Source organism: Stenotrophomonas sp. IS26 (genome assembly GCF_054188265.1).
In genome coordinates this window covers 1-14444 of sequence record NZ_JBSZJV010000023.1, presented here as the reverse complement: position 1 = coordinate 14444, position 14444 = coordinate 1, and the positions used below count along the sequence as shown (strand labels likewise).

Here is a 14444-nt window from a genome sequence, read left to right as displayed (position 1 = left end):
GATTGGCGAAACACCTCCGCCCTCGCCGCGCGCCACGGCGCGTGCCGGGGCGCAGCAACGGCTGCGGCTGTGCTCAGGTGCGCCGCGTGGAGGGCGCCAACGGCAGCACCGCCACCAGCCAGACCAGCCAGACCCCGAAGGCCACGCGCTGGGCCATCGGGGCCGGCAGCAGGGCCTGCAGCGCGAACGCGGCAAGCAGCACCCCCACCCCGCAGGCCAGGTGCAGGCCGCCCACGGCGCGCCACGCCGGCAGCCGCAGCGCGCCGATCCCGGACATCATCGCGCCCGGCACGAAGGCCAGCACCCACACCATCCAGGCACTGGCGTGGTACTGGCTGGCCGGGTTGTCCAGATCACGGGTATCCAGCGGCAGCACGCCCATCGCGGTGAAGCCGACGCCGGCCAGCATCAGCAACTGCGCACCCACCCGCATCGACCACGGCGCGGTGCGCGGCACCCGCAGCAGCAGGCGCAGCGCAACGAGGCTGGCGAGCAGGCCGGGCAGCGCGAAACCGAGCATGTTGAACGCCTGCGCATGCGGCACGTCCATCGCCCCGAGCAGCGCGACCGGATGGCCGACCGGATCGAACAGCGGCAGCGCCGCGCCGAAGCCCAGCACCGCGCCCACGAACAACACCGCGGCGGCAATGCCCAGGCCACCTTCCCAACGTTGGATTCCCTGCATGCGGCTCACCCGGCTGCGTCTGAAGGCCTGCATTGTCGCTGTTCCAAGCGGAATCCGCCCGGTGGGGTTGCGTCCGGCCGCGGGCGGCACCATACACTTCCTCTCCAGTTTCCCGTTGATTTGAAACCATGAGCGATCTGCCCCACGTCTTTGACGCCACCACCGAGACCTTCGAGACCGAGGTCCTGCAGAAATCCCTGCAGACCCCCGTGCTGGTCGATTTCTGGGCCACCTGGTGCGGCCCCTGCAAGACCCTGGGCCCGATGCTGGAAAAGCTGGCCGGCGACTATCACGGCGCCTTCGAGCTGGCCAAGGTCGATGTCGACAAGGAACAGCAGATCGCCGCGGCCTTCCAGATCCGCTCGGTGCCAACCGTGTTCCTGGTCAAGGGCGGTCAGATCGTGGACGGTTTCCCCGGTGCGGTGCCGGAAGGCCAGCTGCGCGAGTTCCTGACCCAGCACGGCGTGGTCCCGCTTGAAGCGGCCCCGGACGAGGCAGAAACCGTCGAAGCGCCGCCGCTCGACCCGCAGGCCCAGGTCGATGTACTGCGCGCGGCGATTGCCGCCGAGCCGGACAAGGAAGAGCTCAAGCTCGATCTGGCCCTGGCCCTGCTGCAGACCGGCGCCACCGCCGAGGCCACCGCCCTGATCGACGCGCTGCCGGCCAACCTCTCCACCGATGACCGCGCCGTGCGCGCCCGCGCCCGTCTGGAATTCGCCAGCGCCCTGCAGGAAGCCCCTGCTCCGGAGGTGCTGGAGGCGCGCATTGCGGCCAATGGCGACGATCTGCAGGCGCGCCACCTGCGCGGCGTGCAGTTGCTGCTGTCCGGGCAGGATGCTGCCGCGCTGGAGCAATTCCTGGACATGCTGCGCCGCGACCGCAGCTACGACGACGGTCGCCCGCGCAAGCTGCTGATCGATGCCTTCAAAGTGATCGAGGATGAAGACCTGGTCGGCCAGTACCGCCGCCGGATGGCCTCGCTGCTGTTCTGATCGGCCACGGCCAGCGCCTTTCGGGGGCGCTGGCCCAACGAAGCCGCCTATCCAGACCGGCAACTTCGATGTGTGACGTGAATCACGTTCAGAAACCCTGCACGACTCCCGGGCAATAATGCCGCCGCGGCCCACTGGAGGCTGCGATCCATCGGGGAGGATGAGGTCTGGGCCATGGCGGCCTACTTGGCTGCGCCCCGCCTTGCAGGGCCGTGAATGACCGTGAGATTGACCCGATTCCTCCGTTTCCCGATGGCCGCCCGCCTGTTGGTGCTGGCCGCCATGATGCTGTCTGCCGCGCCGGTCCTGGCGCAGGACTGGACCTACCGGGTCCGCCCCGGCGACACGATCTGGGACCTCAGTGCCCGCTACCTGAAGCCGTCCATCGCCTGGGAGCAACTGCAGTCGCACAACGGCATCGCCGATCCCTACCGCCTGCCGCCCGGCAGCCAGCTGCGTTTCCCCGTCGCCTGGCTGCAGGTGCAGCCCGCCCCGGCGCGGGTACTGGCCGTGCGTGGCCCGGTGCAGAGCCAGGCCGACGGCCAGCCCCATCGCGAGGTGATCGAAGGCGACCTGCTGCGGATCGGGCAGGAACTGGTCACCGGCGAGGATGCCAGCGTCACCGTGGTGTTTGCCGATGATTCGCGGCTGCAGCTGCGCGAGCGTTCGCGCCTGCGCTTCGACCAGCTCTCCCGCTACGGCCGCACCGGCATGGTCGATACCCGCCTGCGCCTGGAACAGGGGCGCGCCAGCAACCGGGTGACCCCGGCCAACGGCCCCGCCTCGCGCTACATCATCGATGCGCCGACGGCGACCAGCAGCGTGCGTGGCACCGTCTTCCGGGTCAGCGCCGGCCAGGACGGCCGCGGCGCGGCCACCGAAGTGCTGGAAGGCCGCGTGCAGGTCGGCAACCCCCGCGGCCAGCGCCTGGTCAGCCGCGGCCAGGCCACCCGCAGCCCCTCGCTCGACGCACGCCCGGCCGGCGTGGAGGCGCTGCTGCCCGCACCGGTGCTGTCGAGCGAACCGCAGCGGCTGGCCACCCTGCCCGCGGCGCTGGCCTGGCAGCCGGTAACAGATGCCGCCGGGTACCGGGTGGAGGTCGTCCGCGCCGACCAGCCGGAGGTCCTGCTGTTCGCGCGCGATACCGACGCCACCACGCTCACCCTGCCCGATCTGCCGCCGGGCGAGCTGCGTCTGCTGGTCCGCGCGGTCAGCGCCGAGCAGGTGGAAGGACTGGATGCCGAGCAGGATTTCCAGGTGCGTGACCAGCCGGTCGCGCCGCTGACGGTGCGGCCGCTGCATGGCCAGACCATCAACAGCGCGCGGCCGCGCTTCGAATGGACCCGGGTGGCCGAGGCCGAGCGCACGGTGCTGCAGATCGCCCGCGATCCGCTGTTCCTCCCTCTCCTGCTCGAACAGGACACCCGCGCCACCCACCTGCGTCCCGTCCTGGACCTCCCCCCGGGCGAGTATGTCTGGCGCGTGGCATCGGTGGATCGCAACGGCGACCGCGGGCGTTTCGGGCAGCCGCTGCCACTGACCATCACCGACGAACCGGTCGACCCGGCGCTGCAGCCGCCGGAGGCCGCCAAAGGCCAACTGACGCTGCGCTGGCAGGCCGGCGAACCCGGTCAGCGCTATCGCGTGCAGTTGGACCGTCGTGGCGACTTCCGTGCCCCGCTGCTCGATCAGGAACTGGACCAGCCGGAGGTCTCGATCAAGCGCCCGTGGCACGGCACGCTGCACGTGCGCGTGCAGTACATCGATGAGGACGGTTACGCCGGTCCGTTCTCGCCGGCCCAGCAGATCGCCCTGCCGTGCCGGACCTGTTACGCCACCGGCGGCGGTGCGCTGTTGTTGTTGCTGCTGCTGTGACGCCCCTGCACCTGCCCTGGCCGCAACGCATCGCGCTGGCCGCACTGGTCGGCGCCCTGGCGGTCGCGGCCAGTCATTGGCAGTGGTTCTGGAAACAGGATGAGGTGGTCTACGACGCCTACGTCGGTGGCTGGGAATACACGCCCGACGCGCGCCTGCTGATCGTGGCCATCGACGACAACAGCCTGCAGCAGCTGGGCCAGTGGCCGTGGCCGCGCGGTACCCACGCGCGCCTGCTGGACCGGCTGACCGACGCCCGCGCCGCGCGCGTCGTGCTGGATCTGATGCTGTCCGAACCGGACCGCCAGGACAGTACCCAGGATGCCGAACTGGCGGCGGCGATCCGGCGCAACGGGCATGTGGTGCTGCCGGTGCTGGCCGCGCCCGCCAGTGGCCCGCGCATGGCCGAAGAACTGCTGCCGATTCCGCTGATCGCCGCCAATGCGGCCAGCCTGGGTCACAGCGACATCGAAGTCGACGGCGATGGCGTCGCCCGCGGCCTGTACCTCACGGCCGGTATCGGCTCACCGCACTGGCCGGCCCTTGGCTTGGCGCTGGCGGACACCCACGGCCCGCTGCCCGGGCTGCACGATGATCAGCCGGACCTGGTGTCGCCGTACCAGTGGCGCCGCGACCACTACGTACGCGTGCGCTACGCCGGTCCGCCCGAACGCTTCCCGCAGGTCTCCTACGCCGATGTGCTCAACGGCGAAGTCGATCCGGCGCTGCTGCGCGGCCGCCTGGTGCTGGTCGGCATGACGGCCAGCGGGATCGCGCCGCGCCTGCTGACCCCAACCACCCGCGAGCGCTGGATGAGTGGCAGCGAGTACCAGGCCAACGTCGCTTCGATGCTGCTCGCCGACAAGGTGATCAATCCCCTACCGCCAGCGTGGCAGAGCGCCCTCAGCGGGCTGCTGGTGGCCCTGTGCTGCCTGTTGTTGACCCTGCCGCGGGCGTGGCTGAGCGGCGTGCTCGCCCTGCCGTTGACGTTGCTGGCGAGCTTCGTGCTGCTGCGCGCCGGCAACCTGTGGTTCGCACCGGCCGCCGCCTTGATCGGCATGCTGGCGGTGATCCTGGCCTGGACGCTGTGGCGGGTCAGCGCCTGGCGCCGCCAGGCCAACAGCGATGCACTCACCGGGCTGGGCAACCGGCTGCGCTTCGAGCAGACCCTGCAGGCCGAGCACGATGCCGGCCGCCGCAGCGGACGGCCGCTGAGCCTGGTGCTGATCGACGTGGATCACTTCAAGCGCCACAACGACGATTTCGGCCATCAGGCCGGCGACACCGTGCTGCGCCGGATCGCGCAGGAGATCCGGGCGCACGCGCGCCGGCCCCGCGACATGGCCGCGCGCTTTGGCGGCGACGAGTTCGCGCTGATCCTGCCCGACACCACGCCGGAAGGCGCAGTACAGGTGGTGCAGGATCTGGTCGCACGGGCGCAGGCGCTGGAAATCCCCGCCGGCCACGGCACGACCACGCACATCACGGTAACCGTCGGCGTGTTCACCCGGGTGCCGACGCCCGGCACCGAGCCGCGGCACTTCTTCGAAGGCGCCGATGCCGCGCTGTACCGGGCCAAGGGAGCCGGACGGAATGGGTATGCGGTCGATGACGGCGGGTCGGGCTGACACCCCAAGGCACCCATACGCAGGCGAATGGTAGACTCCGGTCACCCTCAGCACCGAGATGCGATCCAAATGAAGGCCTCCGTCTTCCGCCTTGGCCTCAACCTGTGGCCGCCGTTCCTGTTCACGGGCATCCACGTGACCACGGTCAGCCCGGACTACCGCCATGTACGCGTCGAACTGCGCATGCGCCCGTGGAACCGCAACTACGTGGGCACCCACTTCGGTGGCAGCCTGTTCGCGATGACCGATCCGTTCTGGATGCTCACCGTGATGCAGAACCTGGGGCGCGATTACTACGTCTGGGACCGCGCGGGGGAGATCGAATTCCTCAAGCCGGGCCGCGGGACGGTGGTTGCCGAGTTCCGGCTGGACGAGGCGCTGCTGGATCAACTGCGTGCGGCCACTGCCAGCGGGGAAAAGTACCTGCACTGGTTCAGCAATGACATTGTCGATGCGAAAGGCGAAGTGATCGCCCGCGTGCGCAAGCAGGTCTACCTGCGCCTCAAGCCCGAGGCGCGCCAGCGCGCGGGATGAGTCATCGCGCGCTTGCTATGCTCGCGCGCCCGCTTCACCCCACGGACGACCATGCGCCTGCCCCTGCTCGCTGCCCTGCTGCTCACTGCCCTGCCCGCGTTCGCGCAGGAACTGCGGATCCCACCGGTCGACTATCCGGTATTGCCCGCCCACGCCACCCGGGCCGAAGGTTTCGTGCCGTCAGGATGGCGCATCGAGCAGCAGCTTCGCGGCGATCTCAACGGCGACAAGCGCGATGATCTCGTTCTGGTGCTGCGCCAGCAGGACCCGCGCAACATCGTCGAACACGATGGCTTCGGCATCAGCCCGCTGGACAGCAATCCACGCATCCTCGCCATCGCCTGGGGCACGCCGGCCGGCTACACGCTCGCTGCGCAGAACCACACATTGATCACCCGCCACGAGGCCCCGAACCTGTCCGATGTGTTCGACGACGGCGACGGCGTATCGATCGTGGGCGGCACGCTGCGCACCACGCTGTTCTTCTTCTCCAACGCCGGCAGCTGGTCGACCGGCTCGGCCAGCTACACCTTCCGCTGGCAGAACGGTGCCTTCGCGTTGATCGGCTATGACCGCAACACGATGATGCGCAACTCCGGGCAGACCGAAAGCCTGAGCATCAATTACTCGACCCGCCGCGTGCGCCATGTCGCGGGCAGCATCGAATCGGACCAGGACAGCGTGCGCTGGGAGACCCTCGCCTCGCCACGCCGCTGGACGCTGGAGACGGTAGGCGATGGCAGCGACTTCGACCCCTTCGGTCCGGCGCAGGATCGGTAAGCACTGCGTCGCCGCACGCCTCTTATCGTGCGGGCGCGCGCATCGGCACCTGCACTGTCGGCCCGGCCTCGTCCATCTCCACACGCCGATCGACCTGCAGCCACTGGCCATCGTCGCTGAGTACCGGTGCGCGCGTGGGCGAACGCAGTGCCTCGGGCAAGCGCTTCAGCGTCTGCGATGACGCCGTGGGCTGCTGCCGCAGCCAGCGCTGCGCGGCGACCAGGCGCAGCATCGCGGCGGCATCCTGCGGGCGGCCGGCATACTGCCGCATGTCCGGCCCGCCGATGTTGGCCACGGCACAGCCCAGCGGATTGGCGATGCAGGCAAAGCGATCCTGCGCGGGCCCGGGAATGGGCGTGGGCGCGTCGCGCGCTGCTACCCGTTCTGCACTGGCGGCGCACGCCCACGCATAGCGGGGCGCCATGCGCGCCAGAGTGCGCGGCACATCCAGCAACAGGCGATGGCCGTCAGGGTTCCCAGTGGACGGCCGCACGCCCGCCCGGGCCAACGCGAACTCACCGCGCATCGCCGTGCACAGGCTCTGCTCGCCGGCCGTCATCGGCGCCAGTGCCGCCGCGCAGACCGCAGGCAGTGCAGCGTCGGCGGGCAGTTCAACCAGCATGTCCGCCAGCAGCCGCGCGTTGCTCTCCACCATCGCCGGGCCGACCATGCTGGTGATCAGCGTATCGCCCTGCCCCGTCATCGCCCGACCACTGAGGATGTCCGCGCAGGCACCGGCAAGTGCGGTGCCACTGTCGCCCCGTACATGCGCCAGCGCGTGGGCTGACAGCGGATCAAGCAGCGGCTGAAAGACGGGCAGCGGCGCCATCGGGTCCGTGCCGAATGGCTCGAACGGGGAGACGAAGTGACCGTAGCCGGCCAGCGCGGCCACGCGCTGGTGAAGCGCATCGTGGCCGGCATGCGTGGCGGCGAACCCCTCGGGGTCTGCACGCACCGCTGCAAGACAGCCGACACCCCGGCGGCCACAACGCGCCAGCGCCGACAGCGGGACCGCGGGGAACCGCCCTTCCGCGCTGGACGCTAGCGGCCGCTGGCCAGGCATGCCGTTGCGCCAGCGCTCGACATCCTGTGCGATCAGGGTCTCGCGCCCGCGGGCATCCAAGCCGTCGTAGCGCAGGGTCCACAACGCGGTGAAGCCGTTCTCACCAGGCCTGGGCAGCGGCGCCTGCAGCAGCCGCATCGCCTCACGCTGCTCGGCCGGCAGCGGCCAGAAGCGCGAGGCCGCCCAGAGCCCCGCCACGGCCAGCACCAGGCTCAGGATCGAGATGCCCACCCATTTCAGTCCATTCCTCACCACAGCATTCTCCCCAGACCCCGCGTCCTGCGGGGATGGGCAGCGTAAACCGGGCATCGCCGCCGCTACAATGCGCAGATGTCGCCCGAAGCCCCCCAACTCGTTCCGCGTCCCTCCCTGCAGCGCCTGTTCCTGACCGGCCTGCTGACCCTGCTGCCGATCTGGCTGACCTGGGTGGTGGTCAAATTCGTGTTCGTGCTGCTTTCGGGCATTTCCAGCCCGCTGGTGGTGCCGCTCTCCGAGCAGATCGCCGCCTCGTTCCCGCATTACCTGGGCTGGATCAAGGTCGAGTGGATGCAGGACATCATCGCCCTGGCCGCCACGCTGCTGGTGATTCTCTCGGTGGGCGTACTCAGCCGCCGCGTGATCGGCCAGCGCCTGCTGCGCTGGTTCGGTGCGGTGATCAAGCGCATCCCGTTGGCCAGCATCATCTACGACAGCGCCAAGAAACTGCTGGACATGCTGCAGACCGAACCGGGCAGCACGCAGCGTGTGGTGCTGATCGACTTTCCGCATCGCGACATGAAGTCGGTCGGCCTGGTGACGCGGGTGATGAAGGAAGAAGGCAGCGGCCGCGAGCTGGCCGCCGTATACGTACCCACCACCCCCAATCCGACCTCGGGCTATCTGGAAATCGTGCCGGTGGAGCTGCTCACGCCCACCGACTGGACCGTGGACCAGGCGATGAGCTTCATCATCTCCGGCGGCGCGGTCGCCCCGGAAACCATGCCGTTCACCCGCGCCGGCGATCGTTGAGCATCGCGGCAGCAGCATGCTGCCGCAGCTGACTGGCCGCCGTACATGACAAACCTGACCGGGGGCCGATGCTGGCCGTACGCAGGCGAATCGGGCAAGCTCCCGTGTCTGTGCGTTTACGGAAACAGCCGATGCCCCACCCCGCCCGCGCCCTGGCGCTTGCCATTGCCGTACTGATGGCCTTCAGCGCTGCCGCTCCGGCCGAAGCTGCCAAGAAGAAGGCCACCCGGCCCGCAGCGGCCCAGTCCCGGCCCGCTGCCAAGCCCAAGGCCAAGCCGCGTGCACGCCCAGCCGCCGCCCCTGCCCGCCAGCCGCTGGTGCGCCAGCAGACCAAGGCCGCGCAGCTGGACCGGATCTACGATGAGTACTGGGATGCCTCGATGCGGCTCAATCCGCTGCAGGCCACCTTCCAGGGCGACAGCCGCCACAACGATCAGCTGCCCAACATTCTTTCCGCCGCCTACCGGCAGCAGTCGCATGACTTCACCGTGGAGTGGCTGGGCAAGGTCGAGAAGATCGGGCCGGACGGCCTGACCGGCCAGGACCTGCTCAGCTACGAAATCTTCGTGCGCGACGCGCGCATGTCGCTGGCCGCCGAGCAGTTCCCCGGCTGGATGCTGCCGGTGAGCCAGTACTACAACCTCGGCAGCATCATGGCCATTCTCGGCTCCGGCTCCGGTGCGCAGCCGTTCAACACGGTGCAGGATTACGATGGCTGGTCGCGCCGCTCGCTGGGCATTCCGGCCCTGTTCGAGCAGGCCATCGCCAACATGCGCCAAGGCATGGCCGCCGGTGTGGTGCAACCGCGTGACCTGATGGAAAAAGTACTGCCGCAGCTGGATGCGGTGATCAAGCCGACCGCGGAAGAGAGCATCTTCTGGGGGCCGGTGCGCAATCTGCCCGACGATTTCCCGGCGGCCGACAAGGCGCGCATCACGGCCGAATACAAGCGCATGATCGAGTTCCGCATCATGCCGTCCTATCGCGCCCTGCGCGGCTTCATCGCCACCGAGTACCTGCCGGCCGCGCGCAGCACCGATGGCCTGGCCGGCCTGCCCGGCGGCAAGGCCTGGTATGCGCAGACCATCGTGCAGAGCACCGCCTCCACGCTGACGCCCGAACAGATCCATGCCCTGGCCGAACAACGCGTGGCCACACTGCAGGCGCAGATCGCCACGATCATGAAAGACAACAAGATCCGTGGCTCGCAGCAGAAACTGCTGCGCACCATGCGCACCGACCGCGATTTCCAGTACGCCAACGCCGATGCGCTGCTCAACCGCTACAAGCAGCTGCAGAGCCAGGTCAACGCGCGCCTGCCGACGCTGCTCGGCACGCTGCCCAAGGCCCCGATGGAGATCCGCGCGGTCGAGCCCGAACGCGCGGCCACCGCCGGGGCGGTGAGCTACCAGCAACCATTGCCGGACGGGATGCGCCCGGGCGTGCTGTACATCAACACCGGCGATCTGCCGAGCCGCCGCCGCTGGTCCGCACCGATGCAGTTCCTGCATGAGGGCATTCCCGGCCATCACGTGCAGCTGGGCCTGCAACAGGAGCTGGACAAGCTGCCACGCTTCCGTCGTCTGGGCGGCGATATCGCCTTCGTGGAGGGCTGGGGCCTGTATGCCGAATCGCTGGGTGAGCAACTGGGCGTCTATCAGGATCCCTACGAGCGGATCGGCTATCTGCAGGCCGCGCTGACCCGTGCCGCGCGCATGTCCGCCGATACCGGCGTGCACGCGCAGGGCTGGAGCAAGCGCCAGGCCGTGGACTATCTGGTCAAGACCGCGGACATGAGCGCCAGCGATGCCACCGCGGAAGTGGAGCGCTTCATGGCCCTGCCCGGGCAGACCCTGGCCAATGGCCTGGGCGAGCTGAAGATGATGGAGCTGCGCGACAAGGCCAAGGCCTCACTGGGGGCACGTTTCGACGCGCGTCGCTTCCATGAGGAAGTGCTGCGCGACGGCTCGATGCCGCTGGATATTCTGGACGCCAAGATCGCCCGCTGGATTGCCAGCCAGAGTGGCGCGGCCACGCCCGCGCCCTGAACCCTGAAGGAAACCGAGCATGCACATCGTCGGGCATCTGCGTGTGTGGATCAGCGCGATGTGCATCGCCGGCAGCGGCACCGTCATCGCAGCGCCGGTGCTGACGCCACCGGATCCGGGCATCGATGCGCTGATGCAGCGCTACGATGGTCAGGTCCCCGGCGCGGCGGTACTGGTGCTGCACGACGGCCAGCCGGTGTTCCGGCGCGGCTACGGGCTGGCGGTTCTGGAAGATCGCACCGCGGTGACCGCGCAGACCAATTTCCGCCTGGCCTCGGTCAGCAAGCAGTTCACCGCCGCGGCGATCCTGCTGCTGGCCGAGGATGGTGCGCTGGGCCTGGATGACCCACTCAAGCGCTGGCTGCCCTCGTTGCCGGCGGCCGCCGATGCCATCACCCTGCGCCAGCTGCTCAGCCACACCAGCGGCCTGATCGATTACGAAGACCTGATGGCCACCGACGCGTCCGCGCAGGTGCGTGACCCGGATGTGCTGCACCTGCTGGAAGGCCAGGATCGGACGTACTTTGCACCGGGCACAGCCTACCGTTACAGCAACAGCGGCTACGCGCTGCTGGCGCTGGTGGTCGGCAAGGCCTCCGGCACCGATTTCGCCAGCTTCCTGCGCCAGCGGATTTTCCTGCCGCTGGGCATGCGCGACAGCGTGGCGCATCAGGACGGCGTGGACGATATCGCGCGCCGCGCCTATGGATACAGCGAGCGCGACGGGCGCTGGCAGCGCACCGATCAAAGCCCGACCAGCGCAGTGCTCGGCGATGGTGGCGTGTATTCCTCGCTGGATGACCTGGCGCGCTGGGATGCGGCGCTGTATGACCAGCGCCTGTTGAAGGCGACATCGTTGAAGCAGATGTTCTCCCCTGCCACCCCCACCGCCGAGACGGACGTGCCGTTCTACGGTTTCGGCTGGCGGCTCAACGGTGGCGCGCAGTGGCACAGCGGCGAGAGCATCGGCTTCCGCAACGTGATCCTGCGCTATCCGGCGCAGCGCCTCACCGTGATCGTCCTCAGCAACCGCAATGCCCCCGAACCCTATCCGCTGGCGCTGCAGATCGCCCGGCGCTGGCTGGATACTCTGCAATGAACGCTTCTGACACTTCCCCACTGATCGGCATCCACCACGTGGCCCTGATCTGCGCCGATTACGCCCGCTCCAGAGACTTCTACACCCGGGTGCTCGGCCTGCAGGTGATCGCCGAAAACCACCGCGCGGCGCGCGACTCCTGGAAGCTCGATCTGGCCCTGCCCGATGGCAGCCAGCTGGAGCTGTTCTCGTTCCCGGGCGCGCCCACACGGCCCAGCCGCCCCGAGGCGCAGGGCCTGCGCCACCTGGCCTTCCGCGTGCACACGCTGGAGCCCATGATCGCCCGCCTGACCGCGGCCGGGGTGGCCTGCGAACCGATCCGGGTGGACGAGTACACCGGCCGCCGCTTCACCTTCTTCGCCGACCCGGACGACCTGCCGCTGGAGCTGTACGAGATCCCGGCCGACGCGGGCTGAAGCGTGCACCCGGCACGTTCCGTACCGGAGCGAATGGGTATACAGTCGGCCCTGTACCGGCCACCTGCGCCGGCGTTCACGGACATCCCTGGGAGGGGAACATGCGCAAGACCTTCAAGACCCTGTTGCTGGCGCTGCCGCTGATGATGGCCGCGATGTCGGCCAGCGCCGCCGACGGCGCCGTCGGCCGCTGGAAGACCATCGACGACAAGACCGGCAAGGTGAAGTCGATCGTGGAGATCACCCAGGCCACCAACGGCACCCTGACCGGCAAGGTCGTGGACATCCTGCACTCGGACAAGGGCCCGAATCCGGTCTGCGACGGCTGCGAAGGCGCCAACAAGAACAAGCCGGTCAAGGGCATGACCATCCTGTGGAACCTCAAGGCCGACGGCACCAACGCCTGGTCCGGCGGCACCATCCTGGATCCGGGCAACGGCAAGACCTACAAGTCCAAGATGAAGCTGCAGACCGGCGGCGCCAAGCTGGACGTGTCCGGCTGCGTGGCCTTCATCTGCCGCGCCCAGACCTGGGTGCGCGAGTAAGCCCGGCGCTGCTGTTGAGCCCCCGTAACCCGGCTTCGGCCGGGTTACTGCGTTTTGGCGTGCGATAATCCCCGGTTCCCCTGGCAACAGCGCTCATCATGACCCGCACCGCTCTCGTCACCACCGCCCTGCCCTACGCCAACGGCCCGCTGCACCTGGGCCACCTGGTCGGCTACATCCAGGCTGACATCTGGGTGCGCGCGCGTCGAATGAGCGGCGGCAAGACCTGGTTCGTCTGCGCCGATGACACCCACGGCACCCCGATCATGCTCGCGGCCGAAAAGGCCGGCGTGACCCCGGAGGCCTTCATCGCCAACATCCAGGCCAGCCATGAGCGCGATTTCGCCGCGTTCGGCGTGGCGTTCGATCATTACGACTCGACCAACTCGGCGGCCAACAAGGCACTGACCGAAGCCTTCTACCTCAAGCTCGAGGCCGAAGGCCACATCGCGCGCCGCTCCGTGGCCCAGTTCTACGACCCGGCCAAGGGCATGTTCCTGCCCGACCGCTACATCAAGGGCATCTGCCCGAACTGTGGCACGCCGGATCAGTACGGTGACAACTGCGAGGTCTGCGGCGCCACCTACAGCCCGACCGACCTGAAGGACCCCAAATCGGTGATCTCCGGCGCCACGCCGGAAATCCGCGATTCGGAGCATTTCTTCTTCGAGGTCGGCCGCTTCGAAGGTTTCCTGCGCGAGTGGCTGGCCGGCGACGTCGCCCTGCCGGGCGTGAAGGCCAAGCTGGGTGAGTGGCTCAATGCCGAAGGTGGCCTGCGCGCGTGGGACATCTCGCGCGATGCGCCGTACTTCGGCTTCCAGATTCCCGGCCACCCGGGCAAGTACTTCTACGTGTGGCTGGATGCGCCGATCGGCTATCTCTCCAGCTTCAAGGCGCTGTGCGCGAAGACCGGCGAAGATTTCGACGCCCACCTGCGCGCGGGCACCAGCACCGAGCTGCACCACTTCATCGGCAAGGACATCGTGAACTTCCACGGCCTGTTCTGGCCGGCGGTGCTGCACGGCACCGGCCACCGCGCGCCGACCCGCCTGCACGTCAACGGCTACCTGACCGTGGATGGCGCCAAGATGTCCAAGTCGCGCGGCACCTTCGTGATGGCCCGCACCTTCCTGGATGCCGGGCTGGAACCGGAAGCGTTGCGCTATTACTTCGCGGCCAAGTCCTCCGGCGGCGTGGACGATCTCGACCTGAACCTGGGTGACTTCATCGCGCGCGTCAACGCGGATCTGGTCGGCAAGTTCGTCAACCTGGCCAGCCGCTGCGCCGGCTTCATCAGCAAGCGCTTCGAGGGCCGCCTGGCCGCCGCGCTGCCCGATGCCGCCCAGTACGACCGTTTCGTCGCCGCGCTGGCGCCGATCCGCGAGGCGTACGAGCGCAACGATCCGGCCAGCGCACTGCGCCAGACCATGGCGCTGGCCGACGAAGCCAACCGCTATATCGACGATGAAAAGCCGTGGGTGATCGCCAAGCAGGACGGCGCCGACGCGCAGCTGCAATCGGTCTGCACCCAGGGCCTGAACCTGTTCCGCGTGCTGGTCACCGCGCTCAAGCCGGTGCTGCCGGCCACCGCCGCGCAGGCCGAGGCCTTCCTGGCCGCGCCGGTGCAGGCCTGGACCGACATCGCCACCCCGCTGACCGCGCACACCATCGCGGTGTACGCGCCCCTGTTCACCCGTATCGACCCGAAAAAAATCGACGCCATGACCGACGCATCCAAGGACACCCTGCAGGCCGCCACCCCTGTCTCTTA

Annotated in this window: 13 protein-coding genes; 11 read left to right on the top strand and 2 right to left on the bottom strand. The window is 68.7% G+C overall.

The genetic code is table 11. The features are described from left to right. Positions 1-73: 73 nt before the first annotated feature. Entirely contained in the window at positions 74-685 is a 612-nt protein-coding gene (locus ACW6W5_RS15765; protein ID WP_152154207.1) for a DUF998 domain-containing protein, read from the bottom strand. A 128-nt stretch (positions 686-813) separates the two neighbouring features. Between ACW6W5_RS15765 and trxA the strand changes: the two genes are divergently transcribed. From trxA to ACW6W5_RS15740, 5 genes are all read left to right on the top strand, one after another. Next, positions 814-1677: a thioredoxin gene (gene trxA / locus ACW6W5_RS15760; RefSeq protein WP_121038603.1), complete on the top strand. Its 864-nt coding sequence runs from the start codon at positions 814-816 to the stop codon at positions 1675-1677. A gap of 252 nt (positions 1678-1929) precedes the next feature. Next, positions 1930-3552: a FecR family protein gene (locus tag ACW6W5_RS15755; RefSeq protein WP_152154221.1), complete on the top strand. Its 1623-nt coding sequence runs from the start codon at positions 1930-1932 to the stop codon at positions 3550-3552. Beyond that, positions 3549-5180, top strand: a complete 1632-nt coding sequence (locus tag ACW6W5_RS15750; RefSeq protein WP_121038609.1) for a CHASE2 domain-containing protein — start codon at positions 3549-3551, stop codon at positions 5178-5180. The genes ACW6W5_RS15755 and ACW6W5_RS15750 overlap by 4 nt, the downstream gene beginning before the upstream one ends. Before the next feature lie 69 nt (positions 5181-5249). Continuing rightward, positions 5250-5714, top strand: coding sequence for a DUF4442 domain-containing protein (locus tag ACW6W5_RS15745; RefSeq protein ID WP_121038612.1), 465 nt, complete (start codon positions 5250-5252; stop codon positions 5712-5714). 51 nt (positions 5715-5765) lie between these two features. Further along, the gene (locus ACW6W5_RS15740) at positions 5766-6494 is read left to right on the top strand and encodes a hypothetical protein (RefSeq protein ID WP_152154209.1); all 729 of its coding nucleotides are present in this window, start codon (positions 5766-5768) and stop codon (positions 6492-6494) included. Positions 6495-6516: 22 nt separating this feature from the next. Here ACW6W5_RS15740 and ACW6W5_RS15735 read toward each other — a convergent pair whose 3' ends face one another. Beyond that, the gene (locus ACW6W5_RS15735; RefSeq protein WP_152154211.1) at positions 6517-7788 is read right to left on the bottom strand and encodes a hypothetical protein; all 1272 of its coding nucleotides are present in this window, start codon (positions 7786-7788) and stop codon (positions 6517-6519) included. A 99-nt stretch (positions 7789-7887) separates the two neighbouring features. Here ACW6W5_RS15735 and ACW6W5_RS15730 point away from each other — a divergent pair, with 99 nt between their 5' ends. The 6 genes from ACW6W5_RS15730 to metG form a co-directional block, all read left to right on the top strand. After that, the gene (locus ACW6W5_RS15730) at positions 7888-8565 is read left to right on the top strand and encodes a DUF502 domain-containing protein (protein ID WP_070425632.1); all 678 of its coding nucleotides are present in this window, start codon (positions 7888-7890) and stop codon (positions 8563-8565) included. Positions 8566-8696: 131 nt separating this feature from the next. Next, the gene (locus tag ACW6W5_RS15725) at positions 8697-10613 is read left to right on the top strand and encodes a DUF885 domain-containing protein (protein ID WP_152154213.1); all 1917 of its coding nucleotides are present in this window, start codon (positions 8697-8699) and stop codon (positions 10611-10613) included. A gap of 58 nt (positions 10614-10671) precedes the next feature. Next, on the top strand, positions 10672-11712 hold the full coding sequence (locus ACW6W5_RS15720; RefSeq protein ID WP_428999848.1) for a serine hydrolase domain-containing protein: 1041 nt from the start codon (positions 10672-10674) through the stop codon (positions 11710-11712). Continuing rightward, complete coding sequence (gene gloA2, locus ACW6W5_RS15715) at positions 11709-12128, top strand: SMU1112c/YaeR family gloxylase I-like metalloprotein (protein WP_121038627.1); 420 nt, start codon at positions 11709-11711, stop codon at positions 12126-12128. Before ACW6W5_RS15720 ends, gloA2 begins: the two co-directional genes overlap by 4 nt. A 101-nt stretch (positions 12129-12229) precedes the next feature. Further along, on the top strand, positions 12230-12673 hold the full coding sequence (locus tag ACW6W5_RS15710) for a DUF2147 domain-containing protein (protein ID WP_121038630.1): 444 nt from the start codon (positions 12230-12232) through the stop codon (positions 12671-12673). Between the two features lie 98 nt (positions 12674-12771). Beyond that, the coding region (metG, locus tag ACW6W5_RS15705; protein WP_458233659.1) for a methionine--tRNA ligase at positions 12772-14444 on the top strand (1673 nt) is incomplete at its 3' end.

Excerpts from the sequence above, each read along its gene's own strand:
- ACW6W5_RS15725 (WP_152154213.1), top strand. The coding sequence starts at position 8,697 with ATGCCCCACCCCGCCCGCGCCCTGGCGCTTGCCATTGCCGTACTGATG.
- ACW6W5_RS15765 (WP_152154207.1), bottom strand. The coding sequence starts at position 685 with ATGCAGGGAATCCAACGTTGGGAAGGTGGCCTGGGCATTGCCGCCGCG.
- ACW6W5_RS15745 (WP_121038612.1), top strand. The coding sequence starts at position 5,250 with ATGAAGGCCTCCGTCTTCCGCCTTGGCCTCAACCTGTGGCCGCCGTTC.
- ACW6W5_RS15710 (WP_121038630.1), top strand. The coding sequence starts at position 12,230 with ATGCGCAAGACCTTCAAGACCCTGTTGCTGGCGCTGCCGCTGATGATG.
- ACW6W5_RS15730 (WP_070425632.1), top strand. The coding sequence starts at position 7,888 with ATGTCGCCCGAAGCCCCCCAACTCGTTCCGCGTCCCTCCCTGCAGCGC.
- gloA2 (WP_121038627.1), top strand. The coding sequence starts at position 11,709 with ATGAACGCTTCTGACACTTCCCCACTGATCGGCATCCACCACGTGGCC.
- trxA (WP_121038603.1), top strand. The coding sequence starts at position 814 with ATGAGCGATCTGCCCCACGTCTTTGACGCCACCACCGAGACCTTCGAG.
- ACW6W5_RS15755 (WP_152154221.1), top strand. The coding sequence starts at position 1,930 with ATGGCCGCCCGCCTGTTGGTGCTGGCCGCCATGATGCTGTCTGCCGCG.
- ACW6W5_RS15720 (WP_428999848.1), top strand. The coding sequence starts at position 10,672 with ATGTGCATCGCCGGCAGCGGCACCGTCATCGCAGCGCCGGTGCTGACG.
- ACW6W5_RS15740 (WP_152154209.1), top strand. The coding sequence starts at position 5,766 with ATGCGCCTGCCCCTGCTCGCTGCCCTGCTGCTCACTGCCCTGCCCGCG.